The following is a 15,627-nucleotide window of genomic DNA, read 5'->3' as shown; positions in this document are numbered from 1 at the left end:
GCGGTCGGCTGGCCTGCTCAGTTTGTGGCTGGCCTGGGCGGGCGCTGCGGGAACGATCGGCCGAACACGCCCTCGGCGATGCGATTTTTCAGCATCTCGATCGAGCCGCCGGCGATCATCCATCCGCGGATGCGGCGCAGGCAATATTCGACGATCGATTCCTGGCTGTAGCCCATGCCGCCCATGATCTGCAGCGCCTCGTTGGCGACGTCCCAGCCTGCCTGGTTGCAGGCCAGCTTGGCCATTGCCGTGCTATGCGCGGACGGCAGGCCGTGCTCGCCCTCCATGGCCGCGCGATACAGCAGAAGCTGGGCGGATTCGAGCTTCATAGCCATCTCCGCGAACTTCCATTGAATCCCCTGGAATTCGCACAATTCGCGACCGAACTGCTTGCGCACCATCGCATGTTCGCGCGCGACGTTGAAGCAGTGGCGGCCGAGCGCGAGGGCGCGCGACGAGTTGCCCAGCCGCTCGACGTTGAAGCCGGCGATCTGGCGCTTGAAGCCGCCTTCGCCAAGCAGCAGGTTGTCGGCGGGAATGCGGCAGTCCTCGAAATAGAGCTGGCACCATTGCTCGCCGCTCATGAATTTCGACGGCTCGCCGACCTGGAAGCCCGGCGCGCCGCGTTCCACCAGCACCGAACCGATGCCGTTGACGCCGGGGCCGAAGCGTACGTAGATCAGGAACAGCTCGGCCTCGGGGCTGTGCGTGGAGAAGATCTTGCTGCCGTCGATCACGTAGTGGTCGCCGTCGCGGCGCGCGGTGGTGCGCAGCTCGGTGACGGCGGAGCCGGCCTCCGGCTCGGTCATGCCGAGCGCGATCAGTTTGCGGCCGGCGAGCAGATCGGGCAGGAAGCGCGCCTTCTGTTCGGGCGTCGCGTATTCGACGAAGGTGCGGATCGGCCCGAAATTGCCGGCCTGCACGATGTCCGCGCTCTTCGGGCAGACCAGCGCGATTTCCTGGATCGCGATGACCGCGTGCATCAGCGTGCCGCCCTGGCCGCCGTCCTCTTCGGGGAAGGCGATGCCGAGCAATCCCTGCTCGGCCAGCATGCGTGCCGCGTCCCACGGGTACTGGGCGGAATGCGCGCGCTGCAGCGCGCCGGGCGCGAGCTTGTCCTGGGCGAACCGGCGCACCGATTCCGCAAATGCCTGATGCTCTTCGCTGAGTTCAAAGTTCATGTCGATGTCTCGGGATGGGGCGGAAGCCAGGCATCAGCTTCCGCTATCCCGAGACGGTTGTGAACTTCGTGTTTGGAGGGCAGGTAGAACTTATCGTCATACCTGGAGCCGCGTGCGGCCGCGTCGGGCGATGCGCGGCGCTCGACGCGCGTCCTTCATTTCGCCGCACGCTGTTCGCGCGCCACGGTGTCGAGCAGCCAGTCCCGGAATGCCGTCACCTTGCGGGACTCGCGCTGCACGGCCGGCCGGACCAGATAGTAGGACTTGCTGCGCACCAGCGGCCGCGCGAATGGCCGGATCAGGCGGCCGGAGGCCAGCTCGGCCTGCAGCATGGCCGCCTGTCCGATCGCGATGCCAAGCCCATCGAGGGCGGCCTGCCAGGTCAGCACCGAACTGCCGAAGCTCATGCGTTCGGTGCGCTCGGCCATCTCGGTCAGGCCCGCGAACGCCAGCCAATCATCCCAGTCGTTGCGGCGATAGTGCGACACCAGCAGGCGGTGGCGCAGGAGCGCTTCGGGCTTGCCCCGGCTGCCGCCGCGATGCGTGCGCAGGTACTCGGGCGTGCAGACCGGTTCGATCTCGTCGTGGAACAGGAAGTCGGCGCTGACCCGGGGCCAGCGGCCGTCGCCGAACTGGATGGCAAGATCGGCGGGATCGCGATCGAAGTCGACATCGGGAATCGCGTTGTCGATGCGCACTTCGACGCTGGGATACTGGGCCTGGAAGTCCGGCAGCCGCGGGATCAGCCATTTCGCCGCGAAGGTCGTGTAGGTGCGCACGCGCAGTGCGCCCTGCGAGGTGTTCTTCAGCAGCCGCGCCGTCGCGGTGGCAATGGCATCGAAGGCCGGGACGACCTCCTCGGCATAGGCCTGGCCGACGCGCGTCAGCGAGACGCCGTGGCGTTCTCGCCGAAACAGCTCGACGCCCAGGTAGCCCTCGAGTACCGCGATCTGCCGGCTGACCGCCGACTGGGAAACGTGCAGTTCCTGCGCGGCAACGGTCAGGTTCTGACTGCGTGCCACGACTTCGAAGACCCGCAGCGGGTTCAAGGGGGGAATACGCCGAGCCATGTTGTCGCGTCCGAGCAATGACTTTTCATTATATCTATGCCATCGGACGCACCATCCCCTCAGGGCAACGAGACCGCGCTGTCGAGCGCCCACAGCTGCCGCAGCAGCGTGCGCGTTCGGGCCGGGCCCAGCACCGGCTCCACCAGCTCGACGAACTTGTCGTCGAGGTCGGCATCGCTCAGCGGCTCTTCGGGATCGCCCTTGCGGTTCGGCTGCAGATGGGTCAGTTCGCGCCCATCGCGCAGGCGTACCGTGACGCGCGCCGCGCGTTGTCCCGGGAAGGCGGCATCGAGCTGGCCGTCGACCGACAGTTCGATGCGCGACATCAGGGCGCGGATCGCCGGATCGGCCAGCCGTTCCGCGGAGAACGCGGCCAGCCGCACGCTGCCATGGATCAGCGCCGAGGCCACGACAAACGGCACGCTGAAGCGGGCCTCGGCCGCGGTGCGCGGGTCGGGGTTGCCGGCAACATCGAGGGCCGGGCGATAGGTGCCGATCCGCACCGCGGCGATATCGTCGACGGAGAACCCATGCGCGCGCTGCAAGGCCTGGGCGCCGTCGATCGCGGCGAAGGTGTGGCCGCAGCAGGCGTGGTTCTTGAAGGTGATCTGCGTGATATGGAAATTGCGGCCCAGTGTTGCGGCGGCCGCCTGCCAATCCGGCCCGTCGCTCATCGCGCGTCCCAGGCCCGCTTCGCCGTCGATCACGTCGAGCGAACCGGTGACCCCGGCCTCGGCCGCCATCGCGGCCAACAGTCCCGCCTCGGCGGCCCGGCCCGAATGCAGCGGCTTGGACATCGAGTCCATGCGAAACGCCTGCTGCAGGCCCGCGGCGAAGGTGGCGCTGGTGGCAAGCGCATGCGCAAAGCGCGCGGCATCGAGCTGGAACAGGGCAGCGGCGGCCGCGGCGGCGCCAAAGGTGCCGACGGTGCCGGTGTTGTGCCAGTAACGGTAATGCGTGCGGCCAAGCGCCGCGCCGATCCGCGTCGAGATCTCGTAGCCGATCACCACCGCGTGCAGGAATGCCGCGCCGCTTGCCCGGCGTTGCTGGGCGGCGGCAAGCGCGGCCGCGATCGTGGGCGCGCCCGGATGGTAGATCGCGTGCTTGTAGATGTCGTCGACCTCCACCGTATGCGCGGCGGTGCCGTTGATCAGCGCCGCGGTTCGCGCGGTGGCCGGGCGCCCCAGGGCCAGGCGGGCATCGCCGCGATCGAGATCGTCGGCGCAGGCGCGCTCCAGCAGCGTGCAAGGCGCGACGACCGCGCCCGGCAGCAATGCCGCATACCAGTCGATCACCGCACGCTTGGCGTGGTGGATCACTTCGCTGGAGCGCGCGCCGGGGCCGGGCTGCTGGGCGAAGGCGGAAAAGGTCTCGATGATGGTCATGGGGTCCGTTCACGTTGGCAGGCTGGCGCCGATGCTCGTGCAGGGCGGTGCGGATGGCAACTTCCAATTGATCGTGCAGGTATGACATACAGGAATGCCAGGGCGGTGCGGGACCGGTGGCGCTGTATTGAGTTTTTCTCATGGCAGCGGGCCGAATCGGAAGTTCTCAGGGGCGAGCGGTTCACACACCATGGCGATGGTTCGACCGGACACGTGCGGTATGTCGCGGTTGCCATGCGGAAAACGGCGGGCACCAGCCGGTCGTTGCCGACGAACAGAGCGCAGCCATGCGGCAATGCGCCATCCCTGATGCCATGACGGAGACATCCATGAAGACATTCGGTCCGATCGCCGGCGCGCTCGCCGCCGGTGCGCTGATCCTTTCCTTTGCCACCGCGGCACATGCCACGCCGTCCGGCTATCCCACCAAGCCGATCCGCATCATCGTCGGCTACCAGGCCGGCGGCCCCACCGATCTGACGGCGCGCTTGCTGGCCGGCAAGCTGCAGGCGGGGCTGGGGCAGCCGGTCATCGTCGAGAACAAGGTGGGCGCGGGTTCCAACATCGCCTCCGACTATGTCGCGTCGGCGCCCCCGGATGGCTACACGCTGCTGCTGGCCGCGGCGCCGATCACGATGACCAAGTACCTTTACAAGGGGCTGAAGTTCGATGTGCTCAAGAGCTTCGAGCCGATCGCCAACGTGATGACGGCGCCGGCCGTGCTGGCGGTATCGACCAGGCTGCCGGCGCACGACCTGCGCTCGCTGATCGCACTGGCGAAGAAAAAGCCGGGGACCTTGACCTTCGGCTCGACCGGCGCCGGCGGATCGCAGCACCTGGCCGGCGAACTGCTGAAGCAGCGCGCGGGCATCGACATGCTGCATGTTCCTTACAAGGGAGCGTCGGCCGCGCTCACGGACCTGATGGCAGGCACCGTCGACATGGTGTTCATGACGTCGATGTCGGCGTTGCCCACGTTGAAGTCCGGCAATCCGCGCGCGATCGCGGTGGCATCGAAGAAGCGCATGCCGCAGATGCCGCAGCTGCCGACGATGGAGGAGGCGGGGCTGCCCGGATTCGAGGCCGATTCGTGGAACGGCCTGCTGGCGCCGGCGGGAACGCCCAGGGAAGTGCTCGACCGCCTGAACGCCGAAGTCAACAAGGCGCTGGCCTCGCCCGACGTGCGCGACACGCTGGTATCGCAGGGGGCCATTGTCGTCGGCGGCTCGCGCGAGCAGTTCCGGCAGTACCTGGTCGAAGAGGTCGATCGCTGGGGCAAGGTATTCCAGACGGTGCACATCTCGCTGCAATGAACGCGGGCCGACTGCGATGGCTGCGATGGCCAGGCGGATTGATCGATGTTTGACTATCTTGTCCGAAGGGACCGGGGAGGGGAAACACCCATCGAGGAGCAGACCCATGCGGCAAGACATCGAGCAGCTATTCGAGCGATACCAGCAGTGCTTCGTGCAGGGCCTGCGCGGTGAGGCTGACCTGGAAACGGTCGCCGGATTTTTTTGCCGAGAGTTTTATCACGGCGTGGCCCGGCGGCGTGATGACCGGCACCAACGACGAGCAACTACGCGGCGTGATGGGCAAGGGCTTCGATCACTACCGCGCGATGGGCATGCGCGATATGGCCGTCGACCATGTGGCGGTGCACCAGATCGACCCGATGCATGGCGTCGCCAGCGTGGCGTGGGCCTCCACCTTCGAGCGCCCCGGCGAGGCCCCTCGCGTGGTGCGGTTCAGCGTCCACTACCTGGTCCAGCTGCGCGAGGGCGATGCCAGGATCTTCGGCTGGATCGCCGGCGACGAGGAAGCGGAACTGCGCGCGCAGGGGATCACGTCATAGTGCTTCGCGGTTGAGCCGGTCTTGCCGCGGTGCCAACGCTGGCGCCTCGATAGGCGCCGACGAGCCGCGCGGTGGCGGAGACAGCGCCGCGATCTGCTGCGCGATCCACGCGTCGGCCAGGGCCTGCGCGCGCTCGAGACAGGCGGGGCCGCGCCGCAGATTGTCCAGCCGCAACACCGACAGGTCGTGCAGGCCGGCGGTGGCCAGCGCGTGACGCAGATACGGCGTCAGGAAATCCGGCTGCCCCTTGCCGTCATCGCCGAGCGGCCCGCCGCTGCCGACGATCAGATAGACCGGGCGGTCGGGCAGCATTCCCTTCTTGCCTTCCGGCGTGCGCGCGAAGGTGCGGCCGGGGCGCAGAATCTGATCGATCCAGGCCTTGAGCGTGGCCGGTACCGTGAAGTTGTGCATCGGCGTGGAGATCACGATGCGATCCGCGGCCCGCAATTCGGCGATCAGCGATGCCGAGAAGGCAAGCACGCCCGTATCGCTGGCCGCATCGGTAGACTCCGCCGCGAGGCTGGCATGCGCGAATGCGCCATCGACCAGGGGCGGCGGACGACGCGCCAGGTCACGCTCGACCACGCGCAGCGTTTCCCGCTGCCGCATCCGCTCGATCAACGCGGCGCCTGTGGCGCGGCTGGTCGACGCCTCCCCATTGGGGCTGGCGCTGACATGAAGCACGGTTTTCATCGTGGCTCCCGATGGTTTATGCCGCAGGTCAGCTCACCGCCTCGGAGAATCGCAGCCCGATGATCCCCACCACCGTCAGCGTCAGGAACAGCAGCCGCTGCCATTGCATGCCCTCGCCGAAGCTGACGATGCCGATCGCGACCAGCCCCAGCGTGCCGATGCCGGTCCAGATCGCATAGGCGGTGCCCACAGGCAGATTGCGCAGCGCCTTGGCCAGCAGGTAGATGCTGGCCAGTCCAGCGGCAACGGCCACCACGCTCGGCAGCAGCCGTGTCCAGCCCTGGTTCAACTTCAGCGCGACGCCCATCACGATCTCCAGCGCGGCGGCGGCAAACAGAAAGGTCCACGCCATCGCTCACGCCTCCGCCCGATCCTGCGTCGCCGCCGCGGGCCGGCGCAACGCCGCGAGACCGCGTTGTACCGCCGGCCGCTCGGCGATGCGCTCGAGCCAGCGGGCCACATGCCGGTATTGCCCGATGTCGAGCCGCAGTTCGTCATGGCTACGCAACCACGGAAAGGCGGCGATGTCGGCAATGGTGTAGCGGTCCAGCGCCAGATAGTTCGATTCCGCCAGCCGTCGGTCCACCACCCCATAGAGCCGATGCGCTTCCTTCGTGTAGCGCTCGATCGCTTCGCGATTTCCGCTCTGCGAGCCATGCAGGAACCACCACAGCTGTCCCAGCATCGGCCCGATGCCGCCGACCTGGAAATGCAGCCATTGCTGGACCTGCCACTGCTCGTGGCGCTGCGTCGGATGCAGGGGGCCGTACTGGCTCGACAGATAGCCGAGGATCGCCCCGGACTCGAACACGGTGATGCCTTCGCCGTGATCGACCAGCGCCGGGATCTTGCCGTTCGGGTTGATCGCGAGATAGTCGGGGTGGCGCTGTTCGCCCTTGTCCAGGGCGACATCCACCTGCCGGTAGGGCAATCCGGCTTCCTGCAGATAGATGCTGACCTTCTGGCCATTGGGGGTGTTGGCGGTGTAGAAGGTCAGGTCTGGCGTGGTCAGCCTTGATGGGATGACGGATGACATGGTGGTTCCTCCGATGATGTCCTGCGATATGGCTATGAGTTGCATCTGCAATCGTTGCAGATGCAACTGTAGTCGATGGAGGCGGCCTCGGCAAGCACGGCCATCGGTGGAGCGATCGAAGAGGGCGGCAGGCGGATTGCCGGCGGCACCGGCGTGCTGGCACGGCAGCGGTCGACGCGCGCGTGCCGTCGCCGGGCCGGCGACAGTCACGGCGTGGTGCGCGAGTGTGATGGTGGGAGGGCGGGTTGGTCCCGGTGGTGGGTCGTCAGCCGGTTCCCACCTGGGACAGGGACCGGCGCAGCGGCGTCAGGAAGGGCGCGATGCGGCCGCGGCAGCGCGCACGGCCTGCGCGGCGCGCTCGAGCGCGTCGGCGAAGCGCCGCTCGTCGGTGGGATCGAATTGGGACAGGAACAGATCGGCGATCGTGGCCTGGTAGATCTTCCACATCTTCTTGCGCAGCGCGCGGCCTTCGCGCGTGATCGTGAGGAAGGCGGCGCGGCCGTCGTCGGCCGAGCGAGTGCGCGTGACCAGGCCCTCGCTCTCCAGCCGGTCGACCAGACGGGTCAGGTTGTAGCGCTCGATGACAAGCGCGTCGGCCAGCTCGTGCATGCGGCGCGTGCCGCCCGGACCGCTCTCCAGGCCCCACAGCACGTCGTACCAGGCATAGGTGGGCAGCCCGGCGTCGGCAAGGCGCCGTTCCACCTCACGGATGATCAGCCGGTGCGCCCGCACGAAGGAGAACCACAGGTCGGGCCCGTTTGTCGTCATGATGCTCTCCGGTATCGTTGCAGTTGCAATTATGCCGGCGATCGATGCCGCGGGCCAGAGCCGGGCAGGGGACCGATCCTGTCCCGGCTCGCCGTCGCTTACCAGCGGTGCTGATACATCGCCGTCAGCGTGATACCCGCCGCCGGCAGCCGGCTGGTATTGCTGCTGTTGCGCAGCAGCTGGCTGTACAAGGGGTAGTAGTCGCGATTGAGCAGGTTCTCGATGCCGATCGTGATGGTGTCCTTGCGCGTCAGCTGGTAGCGGCTGATCAGGTCGAGCGTCGTATAGCCGCCGGTATCGCGCCGCCCGAAGCTGTTCTGGCCATTGAGCCGATAGTCGCGCCCGGCGTAATAGCTGACCTGCAGCCGGTTCGTCCATTGGCTGATCGGCCGGTATTGCAGATAGCCGGTCAGCTTCAGCGGCGGAATGCGATAGCCGGTCATGTTCTGGAAGCTGCTGCTGCCTTGCGGCTGCTCGCGGCCGCGCATCCAGGTGAAGGTACCGCCGACACCCCACTTCTCGTCGTCGGTCAGATAGTCGGCCGCGGCCTCGACGCCGAAGATGCGCTCCTTGGTGCGGGTCAGGATCAGCCCGTTGTTGAAGCTCTGCACGTCCCCGAGCTTCGAGGTGGTGTAGAACACCGCCACGTTGGCCAGCGTGTTGCTGCCCAGCGCGCCGCGCCAGCCCAGTTCGTAGTTGTTGGTCTTGACCGGCTCCAGGCTCGACGAGTTGATGTCGAAGCCCGGACGCGCGTTGCGGATCTGCAGGCCGATGTCCGGCAGCTGGAAGCCCTGGCTGAAGGCGCCATAGAACTCCTGGCCCTTGACCGGCGCAAAGGCGGCGCCGATGTTGAACAGCCAGGCGCCGTAGTCGACGGTGCCGCCCTTGACGCCGACCGGGTTGGCCACCTTCGATTGCGACAGCGGCACGAAGTCGTCGAAGCTGGCGCTGGCGCGCTCGTAGCGCACGCCGCCTTCCATCGACCAGCGCTCGTCGAACTTGTGCTGCAGCTGGCCGAATATGCCGCCGCTGCGGGTGGTCAGCGGCGGCATATAGGTCAGCTCGCCGGTGCGCTGGAACACCAGGCCGCCGCTGGAGTCGTAGCGCGCGGCGTTGAACACGTCGAGCGGCATGTCGCTGCGTTCCTGGTTGTAGTCCGCGCCCCACAGCAGCTTGGTCTGCTTGCTCGTGCCCAGCGGCGTGCCGATCGTGAGCCGGCCGCCGAATACGCTGCTGTTCTGGCTGATCTGGTCGACGTTGCCGCCGCGCGTGGCGACCGCGCGCGCGTCGAACGGGGGAAAGCGGGTGAAATAGTCGCGATAGTAAAACTGCGTCGACACCGTGCTGCCGAAGAAATCCTGGTGCTGGTAGTCCAGGTTCAGCACCGTGTTGCGCAGCTCGTTCTGGTTTTCGAGCTGCAGGCCGCGAATCGCGCGCGCCGTCGCCGAGCCCGGAGGCAGGCGTCCGACCGAGGGATCCGAAGCGTAGTCGGTGTTCTGCTTGGCGTGGTAGCGGCTCAGGCTGAGCTGCACGCGCTGCTGGCCGTCGATGCGCCAGCCGAGCTTGCCGCTGACGTTGTAGACGTTGGAATCGAACAGATCGCCCTGGCTCGGTTCCGGTGCAATGCGATGGCCGTGCGCGTCGTAGGGGCTGCCGATGCGCTGCGCGCCGATGTGGAAGGCGTAATCGATCGGTCCCTGGCTGCCCGAGAAGTGCTGCTGCACGTTGGCGCTGAGGCCTTCCTTACTGAGCCGTGTCAGCGGCGTGCCCAGCGTCACGGTGGTGTCGGCGCTGGGCGGGCCGCCCGCGGTGCGGGTCGTGATCGAGATGATGCCGCCGCTTGCGCCGGCGCCATAGAGCGCGCTGCTGCCGCGCAGCACCTCGATCCGCTCGATGTTGCTCGGATCGATCGTGGCGAGATTGCGGGCGGAATCGCGGTTGGTATTGAGCGGAATGCCGTCGACCAGCACCAGCGCGCTGCGTCCGCGCAGCGTCTGGCCGAAGTCCGTCACGGTGCGGCTCGAATCGGCCATGCCGGGAATCAGCTTGCTGAGCATCGTCGCCAGATTGGTGGAGCCGGTTTTCAGCTCCTCGATCTGCTCGCGCTCGATCACGGTGACCTGCCGCGTCGGATTGACCAGATCGCTCTTGATGCGGTCGACCCGTACCTCGACGGTGCTCAACTCATGCGCGGGTGCGGTGCCCGGGCTGTCGGACGGCGCCTGCTGCGCCAGCGTGGAAAGCGGGGCGCCGCCGGCGATGGCCGCGGCGATCAGGGCCGACGGCGTCAGCCGCGACGGTTGCAAACAGGCCAGTTTCTGTCTCATGGCGCGTGGGTCCGGGCTCTCTCGTAATCTACGGTTACAAAAAGCCGTCAATCATATTGATAACGATTCCTGTTTGCAACATATCTTGGAATCCAATCGGCACTCCACGACATAACTGGCCGGTCAGCCTTGCGCGGCGATGCGGCCCAGCGCTTCGCGGAACGCCTGTGCGGCCGGTCCGAGCGGCTGGTCGACGCGATGGGCCAGGTACGCTTCGTAGAGGACGCGGGCGTCGCGGCCCAGCGAGGTGGTGGCCACGCGCACCAGCCGGCCTTCGCGCAGATCGCGTTCGACCAGCCAGCGCGGCAGCCGGCCCCAGCCAAGGCCGGACAGGATCAGCGCGTATTTGGTGTCCTGCGTGTTGACGCGGCAGGTCTGCGGCGACAGCACGCCGAAGTCGCGGCCGGCGGACAGCGGCGTGGGATCGGACTGCACGATCTGCAGGTGATCGGCCAGATCGGCGAGGCCAAGCGGCGGGCCGCGCCGCCGCGCCGCCAGCGGGTGATGCGCGGACACGACCGCCACCACCTCCGTCGAGGACAGCGCCTGCAGAGCGACGCGCGGATCGCGGAAGCCCTCGCCGACCATCACCGCCAGCGTGGCGCGCTGCTCCAGCAGGGCGGCCAGCGGCCCGCCGAGCGGTTCGACCGCGAGCCGGATCGCCACCGAGGGATAGCGGCTGCGCATCGCTTCCAGCGCGGCACTGATCTGCGCCAGCGGGAACAGCGTATCGACGACCACCGACAGTTCCAGCTCCAGTTGCTGGCCGAGGCCGCGGGCACGCGCCCGCATCGCATCGACGCGCAGCAGGATGTCGCGCGCGTTGACCAGCAGGGCCTGGCCCTCCGCGGTCAATACCGGCCGCCGCCGGCTGCGGTCGAACAGCGCGACGCCGAGCTGCGCCTCCAGATTGGCGATCGCGTGGCTGACGGCCGATTGCACACGGCCGAGCTTTGCCGCTCCAGCGCGGAAACTGCCGGCCTCCGCGACGGTGGCGAAGGTGCGCAACTGGTCGAGGGTCAGGGCGTCGAGCATGGTGCGGAGCGGGTGGAGTCGGTGGCTCGGCTGGGCTTGATTGATCTATCTGATCGATCGTTTGGATCGAACTTATATCACTTCCGTCGATGTACTGCCGGTGCGATGCTGTGCGCCATCGTGAGGTTTCGGTGCAGGGGAGCGAGATGACGGATTGCGTGAACGATCAGGCGAACGATCGGGCGAACGATTGTGCCAACGGAGAGCGGTCATGGGCCGCCGGCGAAGGGCGGCGCCAAGGGGAGCTGGTACCCGCCGCGTCGTCCGGCGAGGCGGCGCCGATCGCCGCCGCACCGTTCGGCAGGACGGTGCCGAGACCCGCCACGCCGTCCGGCAAGCCGGCGCCGCTGCCCGCCGCGCCGCCCAGCCAGGCGGCGATGTGGCTGACCGTGGCGGTGGTGGTCAGCGCCGGTGTCGTGGCAGCGTTGCAGGTCGGCAAGGCCGCGATCGCGATGCCGATGCTGCAGGCTGACCTTGGCGCGACCCTGGCGCAGGCCGGCTGGCTGATGGCGATCGTCGCGGTGCTCGGCTCGCTGGGCGGGATTCCGGCCGGCGCGCTGGTGCCCGCCTTCGGCGACCGGCGGGTCTTGCTGGGCGGTCTGCTCGCGGTGGTGGTGGGCGCCTGCGCCGGCGCGCTGGCGCCGACGCTGCCGGCCCTGATGGCGTCGCGTTTCGTCGAAGGGCTGGGCTTCCTGCTGATCGCGGTGGCCGGGCCCGCGGTGCTGCAACGCGTGGTGCCGCTGCAGCGCCGCGATTTCGCCTTTGCGCTGTGGAGCTGCTTCATGCCGGCCGGCATGGCGCTGGCGATGCTCGCCGGTCCGCTGTTCGGCAACTGGCGCGGACTCTGGTGGGGGAGCGCGGCGCTGGCCGTCGTCGCGATGGCGGCGGCGCGGCTCGCGATACCCGCCTGCGCGCGGTGGCAGGCATTGACGCAGCGATCATCGCCATCGCAATCGCAATGGTCACCGCAATCGCAATGGCAGTCACAGTCGCCATTGCAATCGCAATCGCAATCGCAGTCCCGGTCGCAGTCGCCGTCGCCGTCACAGTCGCAGTCGCAGTCGCAGTCGCAGTTGCAGTCGCAGTCGCAGTCGCAGTCGCAGTTGCCAACGCCAACGCCAACGCCAACGCCAACGCCAACGCCAACGCCAACGCCAACGCCATCGCCATCGCCATCGCCATCGCCGTCGCCATCGCCGTCGCCATCGCCGTCGCCGTCGCCGTCGCGCGGCGTTGCCGGCATGCGCGCCGATATGGCCGCGGTGCTGCGCGCCGCGCAGCCGCTGCGGCTGGCCGCCTGCTTCGCGCTCTACAGCCTGATGTTCTTCGCGTTGTTCAGCTTCCTGCCGGTGCTGCTGATCGAGCGGATCGGCGCCTCGCACCGCATGGTGGGGCTGCTGACCGCGCTCGCGATCGGCGCCAACATGATCGGCAATCTGGCGGCCGGCTATCTGCTGGCGCGCGGCGTGTCGCGGCCCGTGCTGGTGGGCGGCACCTGCGCGACGATGGGCCTGGCCGCGCTCGGCATCTTCCTGCCGGTGTTCGGCGATGTGCCGACCTTCCTGCTGTGCCTGCTGTTCTCGGCGGTGGGCGGCCTGATTCCGGCCACCTTGCTGTCGAGCGCGCCCGTCGTCGCCCCGACCGCCGCGCTGGTGCCGGTGGTGGTCGGCCTGCTGATGCAGGGCAGCAACCTGGGGCAGGTGGTGGGGCCGGTCACGGTAGGCGCGGCCATCGAGACCTGGGGCTGGCACGCCGCCGCAGCCGTGGTGGCGCTGTCGGCGTTGGCCGCCATGCTGCTGGCGCGCGGCATGCGATTCCCACGCGATGCGGCGGAGTGATCCGCTCCGCCGAGGCGCGAGAAGCCCGGGTCAGAGCGTCTTTTCGGTCAGTGTGCCTGTGTTGCGCGCCAGTCTGTTCGCTTTGCGCTCGATGGTGGCGCAGCGCTTCAGAAGAGTTTCGAACGGCTCGCCTTCGTCTAGCAGGAGGCCGTCGTCGACCATGCGTTGATAGTCGGACGCCAATGCCGTGAGCGCCTTGTCGCCGGGCACCAACTGCAATCCTCCGGACACCGCCAAGCCATAGTCGATCGGGGCGCCATCAGGGGATTTCTCGGCGAAGAAGACGCCTTTGTGCTGTGCGACGGCGTGTGCAAGACCGCGATCGGCAATGGCGGCATCGGCGAGCCCGGCATCGTCGAGACGCACCAGATCATGCCAATGCCTGGCGAACCGTGCGGTGCCACGGAATTCGCCTTGAGCACAGAAGACGTGGATCGCCGTGGCCTTTTCCCAGAACGTGCGCTCGGCACGCATCACGCGCGCGGTGGTGCCGGGAAATGCGATCTCGGGAAGGTGCGTGGCCGCATCGCATTGGATCGGGCGTGAGTGACAAGGCTCGCCGGTACATCGTGCACCGAACTCAAGCATGACGATAGGGGAAACGTAGCCTGTTCCCCCGGACAACGGCTCATAGGCGATGAAGACCTTGTCGCCTTCCGCGCGGGCGATCGCAGGCAGCCGCTGCCGGGCCAATTCATGCTGGATCGACGGAAGGACCTCTGCCGCGACCCAGGTCGACAGGCGCGCACGAATTGCCTTGCTCCATCGCTTCTCCTGACTCCGGTTTGGCGGCAGCGGTTCGCCGGCTTCTCCGATCAGATCGCTGGCGATCGCCCGGATGTCATAGGTCAGATCGATGTCTTCGGAGAAGCGCCGGATCGCGCCATATGCCTTCGACAGCGAGGTGCCGCCCTTGAAGACCAGATGATCGGAATAAGGGCTCGCAAAAAGATGCCGCAGCGACCAAACCACCCACAGGTCCTTTTCGAGCAAATGTGGTGGTCTGCCGGAACGCGTCGCGACCACTTCGAGGGCGTCCCGTTGCTCCGCCCGGGACAGGCTGAAGAATTCGGTCACGGTGCATCAATGCTGCAGCAGGGTACTGACTTCCTTGGCCATCCACGTCGGCAGCTGGCCGCGCGACGATGCGACTTCGGCAAGGTCCGATGCCGACAGCAGCGGCCGCAGTTTCCGGATCGCTTCATTGGCGTGCTGCGGCCCGAGCCAGGTCAAGGCACGCAAGATCTTGCCCGCCGGACGTTCCGCGAGGACCAGTTGCCATCGCGGCGCATGCCGGAACTCGATGGTTTGGGCCCCGAGATTAAGCGTGCGGCTGCGGCCTGAAGTCAAATACACGGCCCGCACGGGGACCTGCGTGGTCAATCCCAGTTCATTTGCCGCTGCGGCACCGTGCGGCACCACGGTTTCCCCGCGCTGTTGAGCCAATCCTTCCACTACGGCAGAGGCTGCAGGGGCGCGCGTACCGAATCGGGTGGACACCGGCACGGCGTAGATCCCACGTTCGACTCGCAGCAGGGCACCCCGGCGCGTCAGGCGGCAAAGGGCTTGGTCGAGCGCCGCCCGATTGCCAAGGTGCAGCAAGCCCTTGGCGACCAGCGGTGCGCCTTCCGGCAAGCCGGCTGCGTATTCGAGGATGCGTTGGGCAAGAGTCTGCATGGTGGTGTCCTTTAGGAGTGTCAGAAGTGTATATCGTTTTCTGACAAACGGCAAACAGAACGGCGAGACGGCCGGTAGCCACGGCCGCGAAGACACCGGTCAGGGATTACGTTTGACGGCCCGTCGACCGCTTCTTCGGCTCCGGCGAGAAGCTGTCCCACACCCGCATCGCGCAATCCACCACGCGATGCAGCCGCTGGCGTGACGCGCCGGTGCGGGCCTGGATCGACAGGCCCTGCAGCACCGTTTCGAAATACGCGGCAAGGGCGCCGACGTCGGTGTCGGCCGGCAGTTCGCCGGCCTCGACGCCTTGCTTCAGGCGCTGGCGTACCGACTCGCCGACCGTGCGCAGCTTGCTCGACAGCATGGTCTTCATCTCGCTGTCGTCGTCCGGGCAGGCGGCGGCCACCGATACCACCAGGCAGCCGCGCGGGGTCGTCGGGTCGCAATAGGCCTCGACGTTGTCGCGCAGCATCGCCTCGACCGCCGCGCGCGCGGTGGGGCGCGCCAGGGCCGGGGTGGTGAAGTTCATGGTGCGCTGGTACAGCGCCGTGGCCTCGCGGAACAGCTGCGCCTTGTCGCCGAAGGCGGCATAGAGGCTGGGGCGGTTGATCCCCATCGCGGCCGTCAGCTCGCTCAGCGACGCCTGTTCGTAGCCGCGCTCCCAGAACACGCGCATGGCGGCCTGCAGGGCGGTGTCGCGGTCGAAGGCGCGGGGTCTTCCTCGTTGGCTCATGGATGGAACGGTGAATTCTGTACTGA

General features: G+C 67.6%; 15 protein-coding genes. 3 read left to right on the top strand and 12 right to left on the bottom strand.

Annotated elements, in window-relative coordinates:
- Nucleotides 1-17 precede the first annotated feature (17 nt).
- From KZ686_RS12140 to KZ686_RS12130, 3 genes are all read right to left on the bottom strand, one after another.
- A complete protein-coding gene (locus tag KZ686_RS12140; RefSeq protein WP_265632499.1) occupies nt 18-1,181 on the bottom strand; it encodes an acyl-CoA dehydrogenase family protein in 1,164 nt (387 codons plus the stop codon).
- A gap of 155 nt (nt 1,182-1,336) precedes the next feature.
- Nucleotides 1,337-2,251, bottom strand: a complete 915-nt coding sequence (gene gcvA, locus KZ686_RS12135; RefSeq protein ID WP_149318991.1) for a transcriptional regulator GcvA — start codon at nt 2,249-2,251, stop codon at nt 1,337-1,339.
- Nucleotides 2,252-2,310: 59 nt separating this feature from the next.
- Nucleotides 2,311-3,636, bottom strand: coding sequence for an MmgE/PrpD family protein (locus KZ686_RS12130; RefSeq protein WP_226108889.1), 1,326 nt, complete (start codon nt 3,634-3,636; stop codon nt 2,311-2,313).
- A 329-nt stretch (nt 3,637-3,965) separates the two neighbouring features.
- Between KZ686_RS12130 and KZ686_RS12125 the strand changes: the two genes are divergently transcribed.
- On the top strand, nt 3,966-4,949 hold the full coding sequence (locus tag KZ686_RS12125; protein ID WP_265632498.1) for a tripartite tricarboxylate transporter substrate binding protein: 984 nt from the start codon (nt 3,966-3,968) through the stop codon (nt 4,947-4,949).
- Nucleotides 4,950-5,191: 242 nt separating this feature from the next.
- On the top strand, nt 5,192-5,491 hold the full coding sequence (locus KZ686_RS12120) for a hypothetical protein (RefSeq protein ID WP_265632497.1): 300 nt from the start codon (nt 5,192-5,194) through the stop codon (nt 5,489-5,491).
- Here KZ686_RS12120 and KZ686_RS12115 read toward each other — a convergent pair.
- The 6 genes from KZ686_RS12115 to KZ686_RS12090 all read right to left on the bottom strand — a co-directional run bounded on the left by KZ686_RS12115 (nt 5,486) and on the right by KZ686_RS12090 (nt 11,350).
- Entirely contained in the window at nt 5,486-6,184 is a 699-nt protein-coding gene (locus KZ686_RS12115) for an FMN-dependent NADH-azoreductase (RefSeq protein ID WP_265632495.1), read from the bottom strand. The genes KZ686_RS12120 and KZ686_RS12115 overlap by 6 nt on opposite strands.
- A 28-nt stretch (nt 6,185-6,212) precedes the next feature.
- Nucleotides 6,213-6,536: a DMT family transporter gene (locus tag KZ686_RS12110; RefSeq protein WP_053821695.1), complete on the bottom strand. Its 324-nt coding sequence runs from the start codon at nt 6,534-6,536 to the stop codon at nt 6,213-6,215.
- 3 nt (nt 6,537-6,539) lie between these two features.
- A complete protein-coding gene (locus tag KZ686_RS12105; RefSeq protein WP_053821696.1) occupies nt 6,540-7,220 on the bottom strand; it encodes a glutathione S-transferase family protein in 681 nt (226 codons plus the stop codon).
- A 306-nt stretch (nt 7,221-7,526) separates the two neighbouring features.
- Nucleotides 7,527-7,988: a MarR family winged helix-turn-helix transcriptional regulator gene (locus KZ686_RS12100; RefSeq protein ID WP_149318984.1), complete on the bottom strand. Its 462-nt coding sequence runs from the start codon at nt 7,986-7,988 to the stop codon at nt 7,527-7,529.
- 98 nt (nt 7,989-8,086) lie between these two features.
- Nucleotides 8,087-10,315: a TonB-dependent receptor gene (locus tag KZ686_RS12095; RefSeq protein WP_265632494.1), complete on the bottom strand. Its 2,229-nt coding sequence runs from the start codon at nt 10,313-10,315 to the stop codon at nt 8,087-8,089.
- Between the two features lie 123 nt (nt 10,316-10,438).
- Nucleotides 10,439-11,350 carry a LysR family transcriptional regulator gene (locus KZ686_RS12090; protein WP_149318982.1) on the bottom strand — a complete coding sequence of 304 codons (912 nt, stop codon included), beginning with the start codon at nt 11,348-11,350 and terminating at the stop codon, nt 10,439-10,441.
- A 308-nt stretch (nt 11,351-11,658) separates the two neighbouring features.
- On the opposite strand from KZ686_RS12090, the gene KZ686_RS12085 reads away from it, so the two are divergent.
- Nucleotides 11,659-13,188 (top strand): MFS transporter, encoded by a 1,530-nt coding sequence (locus KZ686_RS12085; protein WP_265632493.1) that lies wholly within the window; start codon nt 11,659-11,661, stop codon nt 13,186-13,188.
- Nucleotides 13,189-13,218: 30 nt separating this feature from the next.
- Here the strand turns inward: KZ686_RS12085 and KZ686_RS12080 are convergent, their stop codons facing one another.
- The 3 genes from KZ686_RS12080 to KZ686_RS12070 form a co-directional block, all read right to left on the bottom strand.
- Nucleotides 13,219-14,265 carry a nucleotidyl transferase AbiEii/AbiGii toxin family protein gene (locus KZ686_RS12080; RefSeq protein WP_226108899.1) on the bottom strand — a complete coding sequence of 349 codons (1,047 nt, stop codon included), beginning with the start codon at nt 14,263-14,265 and terminating at the stop codon, nt 13,219-13,221.
- Between the two features lie 6 nt (nt 14,266-14,271).
- Nucleotides 14,272-14,865, bottom strand: coding sequence for a DUF6088 family protein (locus KZ686_RS12075; RefSeq protein ID WP_265632492.1), 594 nt, complete (start codon nt 14,863-14,865; stop codon nt 14,272-14,274).
- Between the two features lie 106 nt (nt 14,866-14,971).
- Nucleotides 14,972-15,601, bottom strand: coding sequence for a TetR/AcrR family transcriptional regulator (locus tag KZ686_RS12070; RefSeq protein ID WP_187829246.1), 630 nt, complete (start codon nt 15,599-15,601; stop codon nt 14,972-14,974).
- Nucleotides 15,602-15,627 lie beyond the last annotated feature (26 nt).

It is taken from the genome of Cupriavidus cauae (assembly GCF_026210475.1).
GTDB lineage: Bacteria > Pseudomonadota > Gammaproteobacteria > Burkholderiales > Burkholderiaceae > Cupriavidus > Cupriavidus cauae.
The sequence above is the reverse complement of the archived record's forward strand: the minus strand, read 5'-3'. Positions and strand labels throughout refer to the sequence as shown.

Excerpts from the sequence above, each read along its gene's own strand:
- KZ686_RS12105 (WP_053821696.1), bottom strand. The coding sequence starts at position 7,220 with ATGTCATCCGTCATCCCATCAAGGCTGACCACGCCAGACCTGACCTTC.
- KZ686_RS12090 (WP_149318982.1), bottom strand. The coding sequence starts at position 11,350 with ATGCTCGACGCCCTGACCCTCGACCAGTTGCGCACCTTCGCCACCGTC.
- KZ686_RS12115 (WP_265632495.1), bottom strand. The coding sequence starts at position 6,184 with ATGAAAACCGTGCTTCATGTCAGCGCCAGCCCCAATGGGGAGGCGTCG.
- KZ686_RS12070 (WP_187829246.1), bottom strand. The coding sequence starts at position 15,601 with ATGAGCCAACGAGGAAGACCCCGCGCCTTCGACCGCGACACCGCCCTG.
- KZ686_RS12095 (WP_265632494.1), bottom strand. The coding sequence starts at position 10,315 with ATGAGACAGAAACTGGCCTGTTTGCAACCGTCGCGGCTGACGCCGTCG.
- KZ686_RS12130 (WP_226108889.1), bottom strand. The coding sequence starts at position 3,636 with ATGACCATCATCGAGACCTTTTCCGCCTTCGCCCAGCAGCCCGGCCCC.
- KZ686_RS12110 (WP_053821695.1), bottom strand. The coding sequence starts at position 6,536 with ATGGCGTGGACCTTTCTGTTTGCCGCCGCCGCGCTGGAGATCGTGATG.
- KZ686_RS12140 (WP_265632499.1), bottom strand. The coding sequence starts at position 1,181 with ATGAACTTTGAACTCAGCGAAGAGCATCAGGCATTTGCGGAATCGGTG.
- KZ686_RS12120 (WP_265632497.1), top strand. The coding sequence starts at position 5,192 with ATGACCGGCACCAACGACGAGCAACTACGCGGCGTGATGGGCAAGGGC.
- KZ686_RS12100 (WP_149318984.1), bottom strand. The coding sequence starts at position 7,988 with ATGACGACAAACGGGCCCGACCTGTGGTTCTCCTTCGTGCGGGCGCAC.
- gcvA (WP_149318991.1), bottom strand. The coding sequence starts at position 2,251 with ATGGCTCGGCGTATTCCCCCCTTGAACCCGCTGCGGGTCTTCGAAGTC.
- KZ686_RS12125 (WP_265632498.1), top strand. The coding sequence starts at position 3,966 with ATGAAGACATTCGGTCCGATCGCCGGCGCGCTCGCCGCCGGTGCGCTG.
- KZ686_RS12075 (WP_265632492.1), bottom strand. The coding sequence starts at position 14,865 with ATGCAGACTCTTGCCCAACGCATCCTCGAATACGCAGCCGGCTTGCCG.